The organism is Microvirga sp. jy35, from assembly GCF_056148915.1.
The window spans coordinates 95,395-110,139 of the sequence record NZ_JBWBEW010000009.1 but is presented as its reverse complement, the minus strand read 5'-3'; the positions used below and the strand labels follow the sequence as shown (position 1 = coordinate 110,139).

At 63.3% G+C, this 14,745-nt stretch carries 11 protein-coding genes; 8 read left to right on the top strand and 3 right to left on the bottom strand.

What is annotated here, in order from left to right:
- Positions 1-92: 92 nt before the first annotated feature.
- On the bottom strand, positions 93-1,919 hold the full coding sequence (gene typA, locus AC0QTX_RS09780; protein WP_474603639.1) for a translational GTPase TypA: 1,827 nt from the start codon (positions 1,917-1,919) through the stop codon (positions 93-95).
- 1,046 nt (positions 1,920-2,965) lie between these two features.
- Here typA and AC0QTX_RS09775 point away from each other — a divergent pair.
- On the top strand, positions 2,966-4,867 hold the full coding sequence (locus AC0QTX_RS09775) for a PAS domain S-box protein (protein ID WP_474603638.1): 1,902 nt from the start codon (positions 2,966-2,968) through the stop codon (positions 4,865-4,867).
- A gap of 128 nt (positions 4,868-4,995) precedes the next feature.
- On the opposite strand, the gene AC0QTX_RS09770 is transcribed toward AC0QTX_RS09775, so the two are convergent.
- Positions 4,996-6,741 carry a cadherin repeat domain-containing protein gene (locus tag AC0QTX_RS09770; protein ID WP_474603637.1) on the bottom strand — a complete coding sequence of 582 codons (1,746 nt, stop codon included), beginning with the start codon at positions 6,739-6,741 and terminating at the stop codon, positions 4,996-4,998.
- A 177-nt stretch (positions 6,742-6,918) separates the two neighbouring features.
- On the bottom strand, positions 6,919-8,151 hold the full coding sequence (locus tag AC0QTX_RS09765; protein ID WP_474603636.1) for an argininosuccinate synthase: 1,233 nt from the start codon (positions 8,149-8,151) through the stop codon (positions 6,919-6,921).
- 221 nt (positions 8,152-8,372) lie between these two features.
- Here AC0QTX_RS09765 and AC0QTX_RS09760 point away from each other — a divergent pair, with 221 nt between their 5' ends.
- The 7 genes from AC0QTX_RS09760 to AC0QTX_RS09730 all read left to right on the top strand — a co-directional run bounded on the left by AC0QTX_RS09760 (position 8,373) and on the right by AC0QTX_RS09730 (position 14,709).
- On the top strand, positions 8,373-9,002 hold the full coding sequence (locus AC0QTX_RS09760; RefSeq protein WP_474603635.1) for a DsbA family protein: 630 nt from the start codon (positions 8,373-8,375) through the stop codon (positions 9,000-9,002).
- 307 nt (positions 9,003-9,309) lie between these two features.
- Complete coding sequence (rpsA, locus tag AC0QTX_RS09755) at positions 9,310-11,007, top strand: 30S ribosomal protein S1 (protein WP_474603634.1); 1,698 nt, start codon at positions 9,310-9,312, stop codon at positions 11,005-11,007.
- Positions 11,008-11,388: 381 nt separating this feature from the next.
- Complete coding sequence (sppA, locus tag AC0QTX_RS09750; RefSeq protein WP_474603633.1) at positions 11,389-12,354, top strand: signal peptide peptidase SppA; 966 nt, start codon at positions 11,389-11,391, stop codon at positions 12,352-12,354.
- 26 nt (positions 12,355-12,380) lie between these two features.
- Positions 12,381-12,695, top strand: coding sequence for an integration host factor subunit beta (ihfB, locus tag AC0QTX_RS09745; RefSeq protein WP_036354203.1), 315 nt, complete (start codon positions 12,381-12,383; stop codon positions 12,693-12,695).
- 29 nt (positions 12,696-12,724) lie between these two features.
- Positions 12,725-13,078: a lipopolysaccharide assembly protein LapA domain-containing protein gene (locus AC0QTX_RS09740; protein WP_474603632.1), complete on the top strand. Its 354-nt coding sequence runs from the start codon at positions 12,725-12,727 to the stop codon at positions 13,076-13,078.
- 13 nt (positions 13,079-13,091) lie between these two features.
- Positions 13,092-14,039 carry a bifunctional Delta(1)-pyrroline-2-carboxylate/Delta(1)-piperideine-2-carboxylate reductase gene (lhpI, locus tag AC0QTX_RS09735; protein WP_474603631.1) on the top strand — a complete coding sequence of 316 codons (948 nt, stop codon included), beginning with the start codon at positions 13,092-13,094 and terminating at the stop codon, positions 14,037-14,039.
- 10 nt (positions 14,040-14,049) lie between these two features.
- A complete protein-coding gene (locus AC0QTX_RS09730; protein ID WP_474603630.1) occupies positions 14,050-14,709 on the top strand; it encodes a phosphoribosylanthranilate isomerase in 660 nt (219 codons plus the stop codon).
- The last annotated feature ends 36 nt before the right edge of the window (positions 14,710-14,745 follow it).

Below are 14,745 nucleotides of genomic sequence, written 5' to 3'. Positions count from 1 at the left end.
GGCGGCGCACGAAAACGCCATGTGGGATCGACAACGCATGAAAAAGGCCGCTCCGAAGAGCGGCCTTTCGATTGCTGCCTCAGGCGCTGCCCTTAGGCGCTCAGGGCTTCCTTCGAGCGCTCGGCGCGCTTGCGGTCGTTCGGGTCGAGGATCGCCTTGCGGATGCGGATCGACTTGGGCGTCACCTCGACGAGCTCGTCGTCCTGGATCCAGGCGAGCGACTTCTCCAGGGTCATGCGGATCGGGGGCGTGAGGCGCACCGCCTCGTCCTTGGAGGTCGTGCGGATGTTGGTGAGCTTCTTGCCCTTGAGCACGTTCACCTCGAGGTCGTTCTCGCGGTTGTGCTCGCCGATGATCATGCCCTGATAGACCTTCCAGCCGGGCTCGATCATCATCGGGCCGCGATCCTCGAGGTTCCACAGGGCATAGGCCACGGCCTCGCCGGAATCGTTCGAGATCAGCACGCCGTTGCGGCGTCCCGCGATCTCGCCGCGATAGGGCTCATAGGCGTGGAACAGGCGGTTCATGATCGCGGTGCCGCGGGTGTCGGTCATCAGCTCGCCCTGGTAGCCGATGAGGCCACGGGTGGGAGCGTAGAACACGAGGCGCTGGCGGTTGCCGCCGGAGGGGCGCATCTCGACCATGTCGGCGCGGCGCTCGGACATCTTCTGCACCACGACGCCGGAATGCTCCTCGTCCACGTCGATCACCACTTCCTCGATGGGCTCGAGGAGGTTGCCGGCCTCGTCCTTCTCGAAGACGACGCGGGGACGGGACACGGCAAGCTCGAAGCCCTCGCGGCGCATGGTCTCAATCAGGATCGCGAGCTGCAACTCGCCGCGGCCCGAGACGTAGAACGAATCCTTGTCGGTGGCCTCCTCGATCTTGAGGGTCACGTTGCCTTCCGCTTCCTTGAACAGGCGGTCGCGGATCATGCGGCTCGTGACCTTGTCGCCCTCGGTGCCGGCAAGCGGGCTGTCATTCACGATGAACGACATGGTCACGGTCGGGGGATCGATCGGCTGCGCCTGGATCGGGATGTCGTTCTCCGGCGCGCAGAAGGTGTCGGCCACCGAGCCCTTCACGAGGCCCGCGATGGACACGATGTCGCCCGCCTCGCCGATCTCGATGGGCTGGCGCTCGAGGCCGCGGAAGGCCAGGATCTTGGACACGCGGCCGGTCTCGACCACCTTGCCCTCGCGGTCGAGCACCTTGATCGACTGGTTCGGCTTCACGGTGCCGGAGGAGATGCGGCCGGTGACGATGCGGCCCAGGAAGGGGTTGGCCTCCAGAAGCGTGCCGAGCATGCGGAACGGGCCTTCCTCGGTCTTGGCCGGGGGCACGTGCTCGAGCACGAGGTCGAAGAGTGGGGCCAGGCCCTGATCGCTCGGGCCTTCCGGGGACTTGGCCATCCAGCCGTTGCGGCCGGACCCGTAGAGGATTGGGAAGTCGAGCTGCTCGTCGCTGGCGTCGAGGGCCGCGAACAGGTCGAACACCTCGTTGATGACCTCCTGATGGCGGGCATCGGGACGGTCGATCTTGTTGATCGCCACGATGGGGCGAAGGCCGATCTTGAGGGCCTTGGACACCACGAACTTGGTCTGGGGCATCGGGCCCTCGGCCGCGTCCACGAGAACGATGGCGCCGTCCACCATGCTCAGGATGCGCTCCACCTCGCCGCCGAAATCGGCGTGGCCGGGGGTGTCGACGATATTGATGCGGGTGTCCTTCCAGACGACCGAGGTGGCCTTGGCCAGGATGGTGATGCCGCGCTCCTTCTCGAGGTCGTTCGAGTCCATGGCGCGCTCTTCCACGCGCTGGTTCTCGCGGAAGCTGCCCGATTGCTGGAGGAGCTTGTCGACGAGGGTGGTCTTGCCATGGTCGACGTGGGCGATGATGGCGATGTTGCGCAGCTTCATAGGCTAGGACTTTCAAAGCAAAATGGCCCGGTTCGCGGCAAGCGTAGCCGCGCCCCTGGCTCGAACCGGGCGGAAATTCTGATGCGCTGCAATATAATGATAAGAGAGCGGCGGCAATAGGGCAGCTTGTCTTCTCTGCTTTAAGTAAAGGTCAGCGCCTTCGGGCCCGCGGCGTGAGCTGCGAGCCTGAAGGTTGATCGAGGGTGGCGCGTTGTGCAGCCCGGCTCGATGGGTGTGGTGGTAAGTGAGAGCCGAACTGCTCGTCACGCGCGGTTTGTTTCAGCGGACCTGGAGGCATGCCAGATCGGCCACCCGCGAGCACAGGCGTGCGAGACCTGCGGCGGGACCGCTCCTTGCCCCGTTCCTGCGACGCCTCGCGAGCGCGCCCCTCGACAGGAACAGGTCTGACAAACGATATAGCTGAGCTTAGCAGAACTGTCAAGAACAAAAAGAGAACATTACACTGCCCCACCGCGTCATGGCCGACCTTGAGCCGGCCATCCACGTCTCCAGTCCAAACCCTCTGACCTCATCCTGAGGAGGTCAGAGCAAGACAAGATGTGGATCCCCGGGACGAGCCCGGGGATGACGGTGCGGGTGGCAGTGGGGGTGTTACTCCCGACGAGCGCAGCCGAAGGGAAGGGAATCCCCCACGCGCTCAGCACTAGGGAATCTCCTCCCTCATCGGGGATGACGACCCCGCATAGAAACAGCCACGAGGTTCCTGACGGCGGAGGCACGGGCGGACCTGCTCCCGCGGTGCAAAGATCATCGGTCGGGGCATGGTATGTTGCGCGTAATGATTGAAGTCGCGAGGCGGGAGCCTAAATGGTTGACACTCCACGCCGCTCCAAAGCTCCGCATGCTCGACAGGACGACCTTGAACGCTTTCCGCATGCCCGAGCCTGGATGTCCCGCCGCGGCCAAGGCCGGGTCTGAAACCTGTCGTCGCGTCCTCCACATGGTGCCGGTCATCCGCCGGCTGCCCGACCGGCCGAGCCGGATCGGTGAACGGAAGGCCCGGACATCTCCGGCAGGCGGGCGCGATGCACGATAATCTCCCCTCCAGTTCGGACTTTCTGATCGGCGGCGGTGAGATGGGTGCGCTCATGCGGGCCCATGACTGGTCCGCTTCGCCGCTTGGCCGACCTGAATACTGGCCCCAGAGCCTCCGGTCCGTGGTGAGCCTGATGCTCACCTCGAAGTTTCCCATGTTCATCGCCTGGGGGCCTCACCTCACCTTTCTGTACAACGACGGCTACCGGCCGATCTTCGGCGCAAAGCACCCGCATGCCCTTGGACTGCCCTTCCAGGAGGTCTGGTCGGAGATCTGGCCGGACCTCGAACCGCTGGTGACCAAGGCGCTTGCAGGCGAGTCCACCTATCATGAGGACCTGCACCTCGTGATGGAGCGCAACGGATACCCGGAAGACACCTGGTACACCTTCTCCTACTCGCCCGTCCGCGACGAGACGGGCGGAATTGCCGGCATGTTCTGCGCCTGCACGGAGACCACGCAGGAGGTCAAGCTGCGCGCGGCCCTGAGGGAGGAGCAGGACCGGCTTCGGGAGCTCTTCAAGCAGGCTCCGGGCTTCATGGCCATGCTGCGCGGCCGGGATCAGGTCTTCGAGCTGGTGAACGATGCCTACCTTCAGCTGGTGGGGCATCGCCCCGACATCGTCGGCAAGCCGGCGCGCGAGGCCTTGCCCGAGATCGAGGGCCAGGGATTCTTCGAGCTGCTCGACAAGGTCTACACGAGCGGAAAGCCCTTCGTCGGCCGGAACCTTCGTGTAGGGCTTCAGCGGGAGCCAGGAAGCCCCGTCGATGAGCGCTTCGTCGACCTGGTTTACCAGCCCGTGACCGACGGTGAGGGGCAGGTCAGCGGCATCTTCGCCGAAGGCTACGACGTCACCGAGCGCGTGCAGGCCGAGGAGAGCCTGCGCGAGAGCGAGGCGCGGTTCCGCAACCTCGCCGACAACGCCCCGGTCATGGTCTGGGTGACGGAGGCGGATGGCCGCTGCACCTACCTGTCGCGCTCCTGGTACGAGTTCACGGGCCAGACACCTGAGACAGGATTGGGGTTCGGCTGGCTTGATGCCGTCCATCCGGAGGACAGGCAATGGTCGGGCGACGTGTTCCGCACGTCCAATGCCCGGCAGGGGCCTTTCCGCGTGGAATATCGATTGCGCCGGGCCGACGGCACCTACCGCTGGGCCATCGACGCCGCCGCTCCGCGCTTCGGCGAGGACGGCACCTTCCTCGGCCATGTGGGCTCGGTGCTCGATATCACCGACCGCAAGCAGGTGGAGGAGCATCGCGAGCTTCTCATCAACGAGCTGAACCACCGGGTGAAGAACACCCTCACCATCGTTCAGTCCATGGCGTCGCAAAGCCTGAAGCAGATGAGCGAGGAGAACCGCCCCAAGGTTCAGGCCTTCGAGGATCGCCTCTTCGCCCTGGCCCGCGCCCATGACGTTCTCACCCGGGAGAACTGGGAGGGAGCGGAGCTTCGCGAGATCATCAACGAGGTGGTCGAGCCCTATCTCCGGCAGAAGACGAAGCATTTCGAGATCGAGGGGCCGCGCCTTCGCCTGATCCCGAGAACGGCGCTCGCCATCGCCATGGCGATCCACGAACTGGCCACGAACGCCGCCAAATACGGCGCGCTCTCCGTCCCGTCCGGATGCGTCTTCATCACCTGGTCGGTCACGTCCGGGGCCGTCCCGCACCTGGAGCTGCGCTGGCAGGAGCGGGGCGGCCCGCCGGTCTCACCGCCGACCCGCAGGGGCTTCGGCACGCGGCTGATCGAGCGGAGCCTGGCCACCGACGTGGGCGGCGACGTCCGCCTGACCTACGAGCCCGCCGGGGTCGTGTGCGTGATGAACGTGCCGCCGGGCGATGAGGGCGGAACAGTGGAGAGCCACTCGCAACATCACACAGGAAGTTGAGATCGATGCGGGTCAGTATACCAGCAGGGCACCCGAGATTGATTGAAAGCGCCTCAGGGTAGGGTGATGACCTTTGTCTGGAGCTTCACCCGAGATTCAGGCGTAGGCAGCGGACGCGGTCCGCTCTCTCAAACCACGAAAAAGTCGTCGTATTTGAGAGACACTCCCTTCTTGATCTGAGCAAATTCGACGGCTGCTTTCGATCCCGAGCCATCAGGATCGTAGGATAGTACCCCGGTCTTCCTGTTGTAGACGATGTAATCGTCCTTATCTCTCGCCTTGTCGCTCACGATGAAGAAGTTCTTGTTCAGTTTGACTGGGCTTGTCTCGGAAGCTTTCTTCCCGAGTGCCTTCAAAGCCTTGTTGTTGAATATCTTGTCTTCGAACCAGATCGAATCCGCCGGGACATTGAAGTCTGTGATCTGATCGAAATTCACTTTTCGATCTGTCTTGGACGTGCCGAGCTTCGCATTGAAAACGAAGATGTCGCTGCCCCCGCCACCCGTCAGTGTGTCGTTTCCCAAGCCCCCATATAAAAAGTCTCTCGCATCGGTGCCGCTGAGACTGTCCTTTCCCTTCGTGCCTATAATTCGACTGTCGGGGGTAGGATAGAAAGGAACAGGATCCGTGCTTTCACGGACGTTCGTCACGTTGATGGTCAATGTTGCCGGGATGCCGTCCTGTACACCATCATTAGCAATGACGGTGACCGTGTGCCTCATTGCTTGCTCAAAGTCGATCGGCGCTTTGCCGGAAACGACCAGCTTGTCCTTGTCGATGAGGAATCGCCCTCCCGCATCATCAGTCAGCCTGTAGCTGATCGGATCCCCATTGGCGTCCGTGGCTTTAAGTGTGCCGACGACTGTACCGGCAGCGGAATTTTCCGTGACGGAATTGCCTACTAGATAAGGTTGAGTAGGCGTCCAGTTGTTTTCGGCGGTTACATAAAGGACAGCTTCCGCTTTACGAAATCCTTTGTCACGGGCTGTGATCGTAATACTTATATTCTCGTAGTGAACGAAATTCCCGGGAGTATAAGAAAGGCTTTTCACAAACTCATTGATCATTTCGGCTGTAGCCGATTGATTGAACGTAATACTTGCTCCATCGCCGTAGGCGGTTCTGTCAATCGACCCAATCAAGGAGCCCTTGTACATAAGCGATTGATCGAAGGAGTTGTCTAGAATCCTGAAGTCGGAACTATATTTGAAGTGGCTCATAGGGAAGAAGTAACCACTGCCGGACAGGACGATATCCAGAGAACTGATACGGCCCTCAGCATCTGAGACGTTGGCATTGCCATCAGGATCTAGGTGTACGCTTTCACCTTCGCGAACGTAAAAATGGCCTCCAAGGCCAGTGAGAACAGGTGATGCGTCGGTCCAGGTATTTGAACCCTCAATGATCGTATCGAAGCCTCTGTTATGGAGATCGGCTCGACTGGTCGTGGTTGAGACGGGGCCATTCAGGATGACCGTTTCCCCCTGCCGCTCGAAAGCTGCAATCTTAAGGGCAAGCGGCAGACTGTTGACCGTGACGGTCGCATTGTCTTCATCCAAATAGATTTGTCGAAGGCCTTCGAACGCCTTGTTGCTGAGATTGAGGTTCTTTCCCGTCAAATAGAGAGACACATAGTCGAAGGTTGTTGTCGCGTCAGAATTCCTGAACGACGACACACCTGTAAGCTGCTCTCCAGAAATCCGGACGGTTGCAAACTTGTTTGCTCCGCTTTCAACTACGATTTCGGAGAAGCCCGACAGCGTTACATAAGCAAAATCAAATGTGCCGCCACCGACAAGAACAAGAGTATCAGTTCCGGAGCCCTGCAGGGCGGAACCCGAAAAATTGGCGGCGGTGACTTCAATGCGGGCCATCGTTCCCTCACGGCAAAAGCAGTAAACGCCATGATGTAACATATAAGATTTGCAGTGTATATTGAGACTATGTCACAACCCTTAGCTATTGACATAATCTCACTTATGAAGGTGCGGCCGAACGTAGGTCAGCCGCAACCTCGGAGGCGAAGCTATGGTTTAGGCCTGAATATAGATTTACAGCCCCAGCTTCTTCTTGCGCTGCGCCAGAGTGCGCAGCCTGAGCGCGTTGAGCTTGATGAAGCCGGCCGCGTCCCGGTGGTCGTAGGCGACGGCGCCTTCCTCGAAGGTGACGAGGTCTTGGTCGTAGAGTGTGTAGGGGCTCTGGCGGCCGATGAGGTGGACGCCGCCCTTGTAGAGCTTGAGGGTCACTTCCCCGGTGACGAATTCTTGGGATCGGTCGATCATAACTTGCAGCATCTCGCGCTCCGGCGAGAACCAGAAGCCGTTATAGATGAGCTCGGCGTATTTCGGCATGAGCTCGTCCTTCAGGTGCGCAGCACCCCGGTCCAGGGTGATCGACTCGATGCCGCGGTGGGCCAGATGCAGGATAGTGCCGCCCGGGGTCTCGTACATGCCGCGGCTCTTCATGCCGACGAAGCGGTTCTCCACCAGGTCGAGGCGGCCGATGCCGTTGACCCTGCCGAGCTCGTTGAGCTTGGCCAGGAGATCGGCCGGGCCCATCTTCTGGCCGTCGATGGCGACCGGATCGCCCTTCTGGAACTCGATCTTGATAATCGTCGGCGTGTCGGGCGCGGATTCAGGCCCGTCGGTGCGCGAATAGACGTAGTCCGGCACTTCCATGGCCGGATCCTCCAGCACCTTGCCCTCGGAGGAGGCGTGCAGGAGGTTGGCGTCGACGGAGAACGGGGCCTCGCCGCGCTTGTCCTTGGCAATCGGGATCTGATGCTGCTCGGCGAAGGCGATCAGCTGCTCGCGGGAGCGCAAATCCCATTCGCGCCAGGGGGCGATCACGGTCACGTCGGGCTTGAGGGCATAATAGCCGAGCTCGAAGCGCACCTGGTCGTTGCCCTTGCCGGTGGCCCCGTGGGAGACCGCATCGGCGCCGACCCTCTCGGCGATCTCGATCTGCTTCTTGGCGATCAGCGGCCGGGCGATGGAGGTGCCCAGCAGATAGAGGCCCTCGTACTGGGCATTGGCCCGGAACATCGGGAACACGTAGTCGCGCACGAACTCGTCGCGCAGGTCCTCGATGAAGATGTTTTCGGGCTTGATGCCCAGAAGCTCGGCCTTCTTGCGGGCGGGCTCCAGCTCCTCGCCCTGGCCGAGATCGGCGGTGAACGTCACCACCTCGCAGCCATAGGTGGTCTGCAGCCACTTGAGGATGATGGAGGTGTCGAGGCCGCCCGAATAGGCGAGCACGACCTTGTTCACGCGCTTTTCAGCCATAGCGAAGGTTCCAGAGAGAAAGGGTGCCTGCGACTTAAAACGGAAGCCTTTGCCGCGCAACGGGCAATTCTCGAACCGTCATGCCTGGGCTGCATTCCAGCCCGGAGAGCCGAAGGCTGCCGTAACCTCACGGAATGTCCTAAGTCTTCTCCATGGAGCGAAAGGCCGGCCTCGGGAGTTGGCATGGTTCCCTCCGGGTTTTCTGGTTGCGAAGGACGCCCATGCACCGTCAGCCGGTTCTCGAATTCTGGTACGAATTCGCCTCGACCTATTCCTATCTCGCCGCCATGCGCATCGAGGCGGCGGCGGAAGCGGCCGGGGTGGAGATCGTCTGGCGGCCGTTCCTCCTGGGGCCGATCTTCAAGGCTCAAGGCTGGGACAACTCGCCCTTCAGCCTCTATCCGGCCAAGGGCCGATACATGTGGCGCGACATGGAGCGGGAGGCCGCTCGGCTCGGGCTGCCCTTCTACCGGCCTGCAACCTTTCCGCAGAACGGGCTCCTCGCCGCCCGTGTCGCGCTTCTGGGCTCCGACTGGGGCTGGATGCCTTCCTTCACCCGGGCCGTCTACACGGCCCAGTTCGCCGAATGCCGCGACATCGCCGACCCGCAGGTCGTCACGGACATCCTGACCGCCCTGGGCCTCGATGCCGAGGCCGTGCTGGCCGAGGCGGGGGCCGAGACCAACAAGATGCGCCTGCGCCGGATGGGCGAGGAGGTGCAGCCGCGGGGCCTCTTCGGCGCGCCCACCTTCTTTGCCGAGGACGGCGAGATGTTCTGGGGCAACGACCGGCTGGAACAGGCTCTCGACTGGGCCCTGACCCAGGCGCGGCGGGCTGAATGGCCGGGCTGAAGCGGTCATCGATTCAAAGGGTTGAAACCCTTGTGATCCGGGGCCAATTGGGTTAAGAGAACCCCCATCCGACAGGACAGTGACGGTTTCGAGTGTGAGGGTGCGTGTTCCGCGCCCTCGCGGCGTTCCGAAGAAATCCTGTCGGACCAAGCGTTTCCATCCGCTGATGATACGCCGGCCCGCTCGCATGAGCGGCATGCCCGGGACATGGCCCTGAAGGGGCGTCTCAGGCAGCGGCGGCTGGAAACGGCCCGTTAACACGAGCCGCCGGCGTTGCCCCTTGAACGAGGGCCATTCAGGAGAACCTATGTCTGCAGCTTTGCAACAGCCGAGCCGTGAAGATTTCGCGGCCCTGCTCGAAGAATCCTTCCGCACGAACGAGATCAGCGAAGGCTCGGTCGTGAAGGGCAAGGTGGTCGCGATCGAGAAGGACGTCGCGGTCATCGATATCGGCGCCAAGACCGAAGGTCGCGTCGCCCTGAAAGAATTTGCCGGCCCGAACCGCGACCAGACCGTGGTCGTCGGCGACGAGGTCGAGGTCTATGTCGAGCGCATCGAGAATGCCCTGGGCGAGGCCGTCATCTCCCGTGACAAGGCCCGCCGCGAAGAGTCGTGGGTGAAGCTCGAGAAGGCCTTCGAGGCCCAGGAGCGCGTCAACGGCACCATCTTCAACCAGGTGAAGGGCGGCTACACCGTCGACCTCGACGGCGCCGTGGCGTTCCTGCCGCGCTCCCAGGTCGACATCCGCCCGGTGCGCGACGTCACCCCGCTCATGGGCGTGGCCCAGCCGTTCCAGATCCTCAAGATGGATCGCCGCCGCGGCAACATCGTCGTGTCGCGCCGCACGGTCCTCGAAGAGAGCCGCGCCGAGCAGCGTTCCGAGCTCGTGGCGAACCTCGAAGAGGGTCAGGTCATCGACGGCGTGGTCAAGAACATCACCGAGTACGGTGCGTTCGTTGACCTCGGCGGCATCGACGGCCTGCTGCACGTCACCGACATGGCATGGCGCCGCGTCAACCATCCGTCCGAAGTCGTAACCATCGGCCAGACGGTGAAGGTGAAGATCATCAAGATCAACCACGAGACGCACCGCATCTCGCTGGGCATCAAGCAGCTGCTCGCCGATCCGTGGGAGGGCATCGCCGCCCGCTACCCGGTCCAGGCGAAGCTGAAGGGCCGCGTCACGAACATCACCGATTACGGCGCGTTCGTCGAGCTCGAGCCCGGCATCGAAGGCCTGATCCACGTCTCCGAAATGTCCTGGACCAAGAAGAACGTCCACCCCGGCAAGATCATCTCCACCTCCCAGGAGGTTGAGGTCGTGATCCTCGAGGTCGATCAGGTGAAGCGCCGCATCTCGCTGGGCCTGAAGCAGACGCTTCAGAACCCGTGGGAGGCCTTCGCCGAGAAGCACCCTGTCGGCACCGTCGTCGAGGGCGAGGTGAAGAACAAGACCGAGTTCGGTCTCTTCATCGGCCTCGAGAACGACGTGGACGGCATGGTCCACCTCTCGGACCTCGACTGGAACCGTCCGGGCGAGCAGGTCATCGACGACTTCAAGAAGGGCGACGTGGTGCGCGCCCAGGTTCTCGACGTGGACGTCGAGAAGGAGCGCATCTCGCTCGGCATCAAGCAGCTGGCCGGCGATCCCTTCGCCGAGGCCGGCGAGCTGAGGAAGGGCCAGATCGTCACCTGCGAGGTTCTCGAGGTGAAGGACGGCGGCCTGGAGGTGAAGATCGTCGACACCGACCTCTCCACCTTCATCAAGCGCAACGAGCTCGCTCGTGACCGCGCCGACCAGCGCCCCGAGCGCTTCGCCGCCGGCGAGAAGCTCGATGCCCGCGTGACGCAGTTCGACCGCAAGGCCCGCCGCGTCACCGTCTCCATCAAGGCCCTCGAGGTCGCTGAGGAGAAGGAAGCCATGGCTCAGTACGGCTCGGCCGATTCGGGTGCGTCCCTCGGCGACATCCTCGGCGCCGCCCTGAACAAGGCCGGCAAGAAGTAATCGAACTCCGCACGTCGGAATTCAATGGATCCCCGGGCCGCAAGCCCGGGGATTTTTTGTTTCAGGTGTCCGGCTCCTCTTTCCCTCCCCCTTGCGGGGAGGGGTAGGGGTGGGGGTGGTCCGATCGGGTGAGTGGCTGCTGAGGCAGGCGCTGTATCAGCCTCTGCACTGACTGAATGAAGCGCGCCACTCCGACTTTTCGACCCCCACCCGGCCGCTACGCGGCACACCCTCCCCGCAAGGGGGAGGGAAACACGTGCGAGCCATCGCGCGGGTTTTTTGTTGGCCCTCTGTCTTGCCGCCCTATCTGGCTTCGCAATAGGGTGCTGCCCCTCGCACCCGGTGCGAATCCAGCACGAGCCGATTTCGAGAGACGAACAGATGTCCATCGATGCCGAAGCCATTGCCGACCGCCGCCGCCTGCGCCGCAAGCTCTCCTTCTGGCGGGTGGCGGGATTCTCAGGCCTGATCGCTGCGGTTGCGGCCATCGGCTATGCCGCCGCCGACCGGGCCGGCTATGGGGCGATCCAAAACCAGATCGCCCGCATCTCCATCGACGGGGTGATCACCGGCAATCAGCGCCTCTCCGACCTGATGCGCCGGGTCGGCGACTCGAGCGCGGTCTCCGGGGTGGTAATCTCGATCAACAGCCCCGGCGGCACCACGACGGGATCGGAAGAGCTCTTCCGCAACATCCGCCGGCTCGCCGAGAAGAAGCCCGTGGTCACCTTCGTGGACGGAACGGCGGCCTCCGGCGGCTACATCACGGCGATGGCCACCGACTACATCGTGGCCCGCGAAACCTCGATCGTGGGCTCCATCGGCGTGCTCTTCCAGTATCCGGATCTCTCCGGCCTCATGGGCCAGGTCGGCGTGAAGCTGGAAGAGGTGAAGTCCACGCCCCTCAAGGCGGAGCCGAGCCCCTTCAAGCCCACCTCGCCGGAGGCGCGAGCCGCCATGCAGGCGGTGGTCAACGACACCTATGACTGGTTCAAGGCCCTGGTGCGCGAGCGCCGCCGCCTGAACGAGGGCGAGCTTTCCACCGCATCGACGGGCCAGGTCTTCAGCGGCCGTCAGGCCGTGCCCCTGAAGCTCGTCGACAAGATCGGCAGCGAGCGGGACGCGGTGGCCTGGCTCGAGCAGGAAAAGGGCGTGGCCAAGGACCTGCCGATTCGCGATTGGGAGCCGCGGTCGGATCGGGATCTCTCGGTCTTCGCCATGAGCGCGACCGTGGCGGACCTCTTCGGCTTCGAGCGGGTGGCCGAGGCCCTGCGCCGGACATCGGCCCATGCGGAGATCGCGCGGCTTGACGGCCTCCTGGCTGTCTGGCAACCTTTGGAAAAATAAAGCAACGTCAAAGATATAGCTCATCCATGATAAAATCCGAACTCGTGCTCAAGATCGCTGAGCAGAACCCGCATCTCTACCAGCGCGACGTGGAGAAGATCGTGAATGCGATTCTCGACACCATCGCGGATGCGCTGTCCCGGGGCGACCGGGTCGAGCTGCGCGGTTTCGGGGCCTTTTCGGTCAAGAAGCGCGATGCCCGCACGGGCCGCAACCCGCGCACGGGGGAGTCCGTTTCCATCTCCGAAAAGGTCGTCCCGGTCTTCAAGACGGGCAAGGAAATGCGTCAGCGTCTCAATGCCCCGGCTCCGAAGGTGATGAAGGCGGCGGCCGCCCAATAAGTCTCGCCAATAAATTTCGAGAGGTGTTCGTGATTCGCTTTCTGAAGGCGCTCATTCTCCTGCCGGTCGCCATCCTGATCGTCCTGCTCGCAGTGGCGAACCGGGCTCCGGTGACCCTGTCCATCGACCCGTTCTCCCAGGAAGCGCCGGAATTCGCGTTCCAGCTGCCCCTGTTCGCCGTCATCTTCGCGGCCGTGATGCTGGGCGTCCTGATCGGCGGCACGGCAAGCTGGCTCGCGCAGGGGAAATACCGCAAGTCCCGCCGCCGGCTGCGGCGGGAGACCCGGCAGCTGCGCTATGAGACCGAGCGGCTGAAGGCGCAGAGCCCCTCCACGAACACCTTGCCGGCGACAATCGTCCCCTCCCAGGCCCGCAGCATCTAAGACCATCTCCATCATGCGCGTCGTCACCTCTGCCGAGATCGATCGGGTTCTCACCTTTCCGGCCCTGATCGAGGCCTTGGCCGAGGCCTTCCGCGGCAGCATGGTCACGCCGGTGCGGCACCACCACGAGATCGAGCGTCCGGGGGGCCACGGCACGCTCCTGCTCATGCCGTCCTGGACCGGACCCGCGATGCAGGACGGCTTTCTCGGCGTGAAAATCGTCACGGTCTTTCCCGAGAACGGCGCCAGGAGCCTGCCCAGCGTGATGGGTTCCTATCTGCTGATGGACGGCAGCACGGGCGAGCCGGTCTCCGTCCTCGATGGCGCCCGCCTCACCGTCTGGCGCACCGCAGCCGCATCGGCGCTGGCGGCACGATATCTTGCCCGCGAGGATGCAAGCCGCATGGTCATGGTCGGAGCAGGTGCCCTGGCGCCCTTCCTCATCCGTGCCCATATGAGCCAGAGGCCTATCCGCGAGGTGGCGCTCTGGAACCACCGGCCCGAGAAGGCCGAAAGCTTGGCCGCGGAGCTCGCGCGCGAAGGCCTGCCCGTCACCCCTGCGACCGATCTGGAGGCGGCCGTGCGCGCGGCCGATCTCGTGTCCTGCGCGACGCTCTCGACCGCACCCGTCGTCAACGGTGCCTGGCTCAAGGAGGGGGCGCATCTCGATCTCGTCGGCGCCTTCAATCTCAGGATGCGCGAGGCGGACGACGAGGCCCTGCGCCGGGCTCAGCTCTATATCGACACGCCTGCCGCCAAGATCGAAGGCGGCGATGTGGCCGTGTCTCTCCAGAGCGGCGCGATCCCTGAGAGCCATGTGCGCGGCACCCTGACCGACCTTTGCCGCACTGCGCCACGCCGTGACCCTCAGGCCATCACCGCGTTCAAATCCGTAGGCACCGCGCTGGAGGATCTGGCTGCGGCGATGGTGGTGTGGCGCTCGCTGGCGAAATCGTTGTAAACTACCTCCTATGGATAACCTGGTGAAAATCTGCGGGCTCTCCACGTCTGAGACCCTCGATGCCGCCCTGAGCGCAGGCGCGGACATGGTCGGCTTCGTGCGATACCCGAAGAGCCCCCGCCACGTCAGCCTCAACCTCGGCCATCGTCTGGCCCTGCAGGCCAAGGGCCGGGCGCAGCGCGTCGTCCTTCTGGTCAATCCGGGTGATGAGGACATTGCCCAGGCGGTCGAGGCCATCAATCCCGACCTGATCCAGCTGCATGGCAGCGAGACGCCTGAGCGCGTGGCCGAGATCCGCTCCATGGTGAAACGGCCGGTCATGAAGGCCCTTGGCGTTGCGGAACCGTCCGATCTCCGGGCTCTGAGCCCTTATGCCGGCGCCGACCACATCCTGCTCGATGCCAAGCCGCCCCGCACGGCCGAGGCTCTGCCCGGCGGCAACGGGATCTCCTTTGACTGGCGGCTGCTGAACGGGCTTGACCCCAAGGTTTCCTTCATGCTGTCAGGAGGCCTCACCCCCGACAACGTGGCGGAGGCGATCCGGCTCACGAAGCCCAGGGCCGTCGACGTGTCGTCCGGGGTGGAAACCGGACCGGGTCTCAAGGATCCGGCCAGGATCGAGGCCTTCATCAGGGCCGCCCGGTCAGCATTCGCTGCTGCCCATCACTAGAATAGGACGGCACGTTCGCTTCCAGGCGTGCCTTAG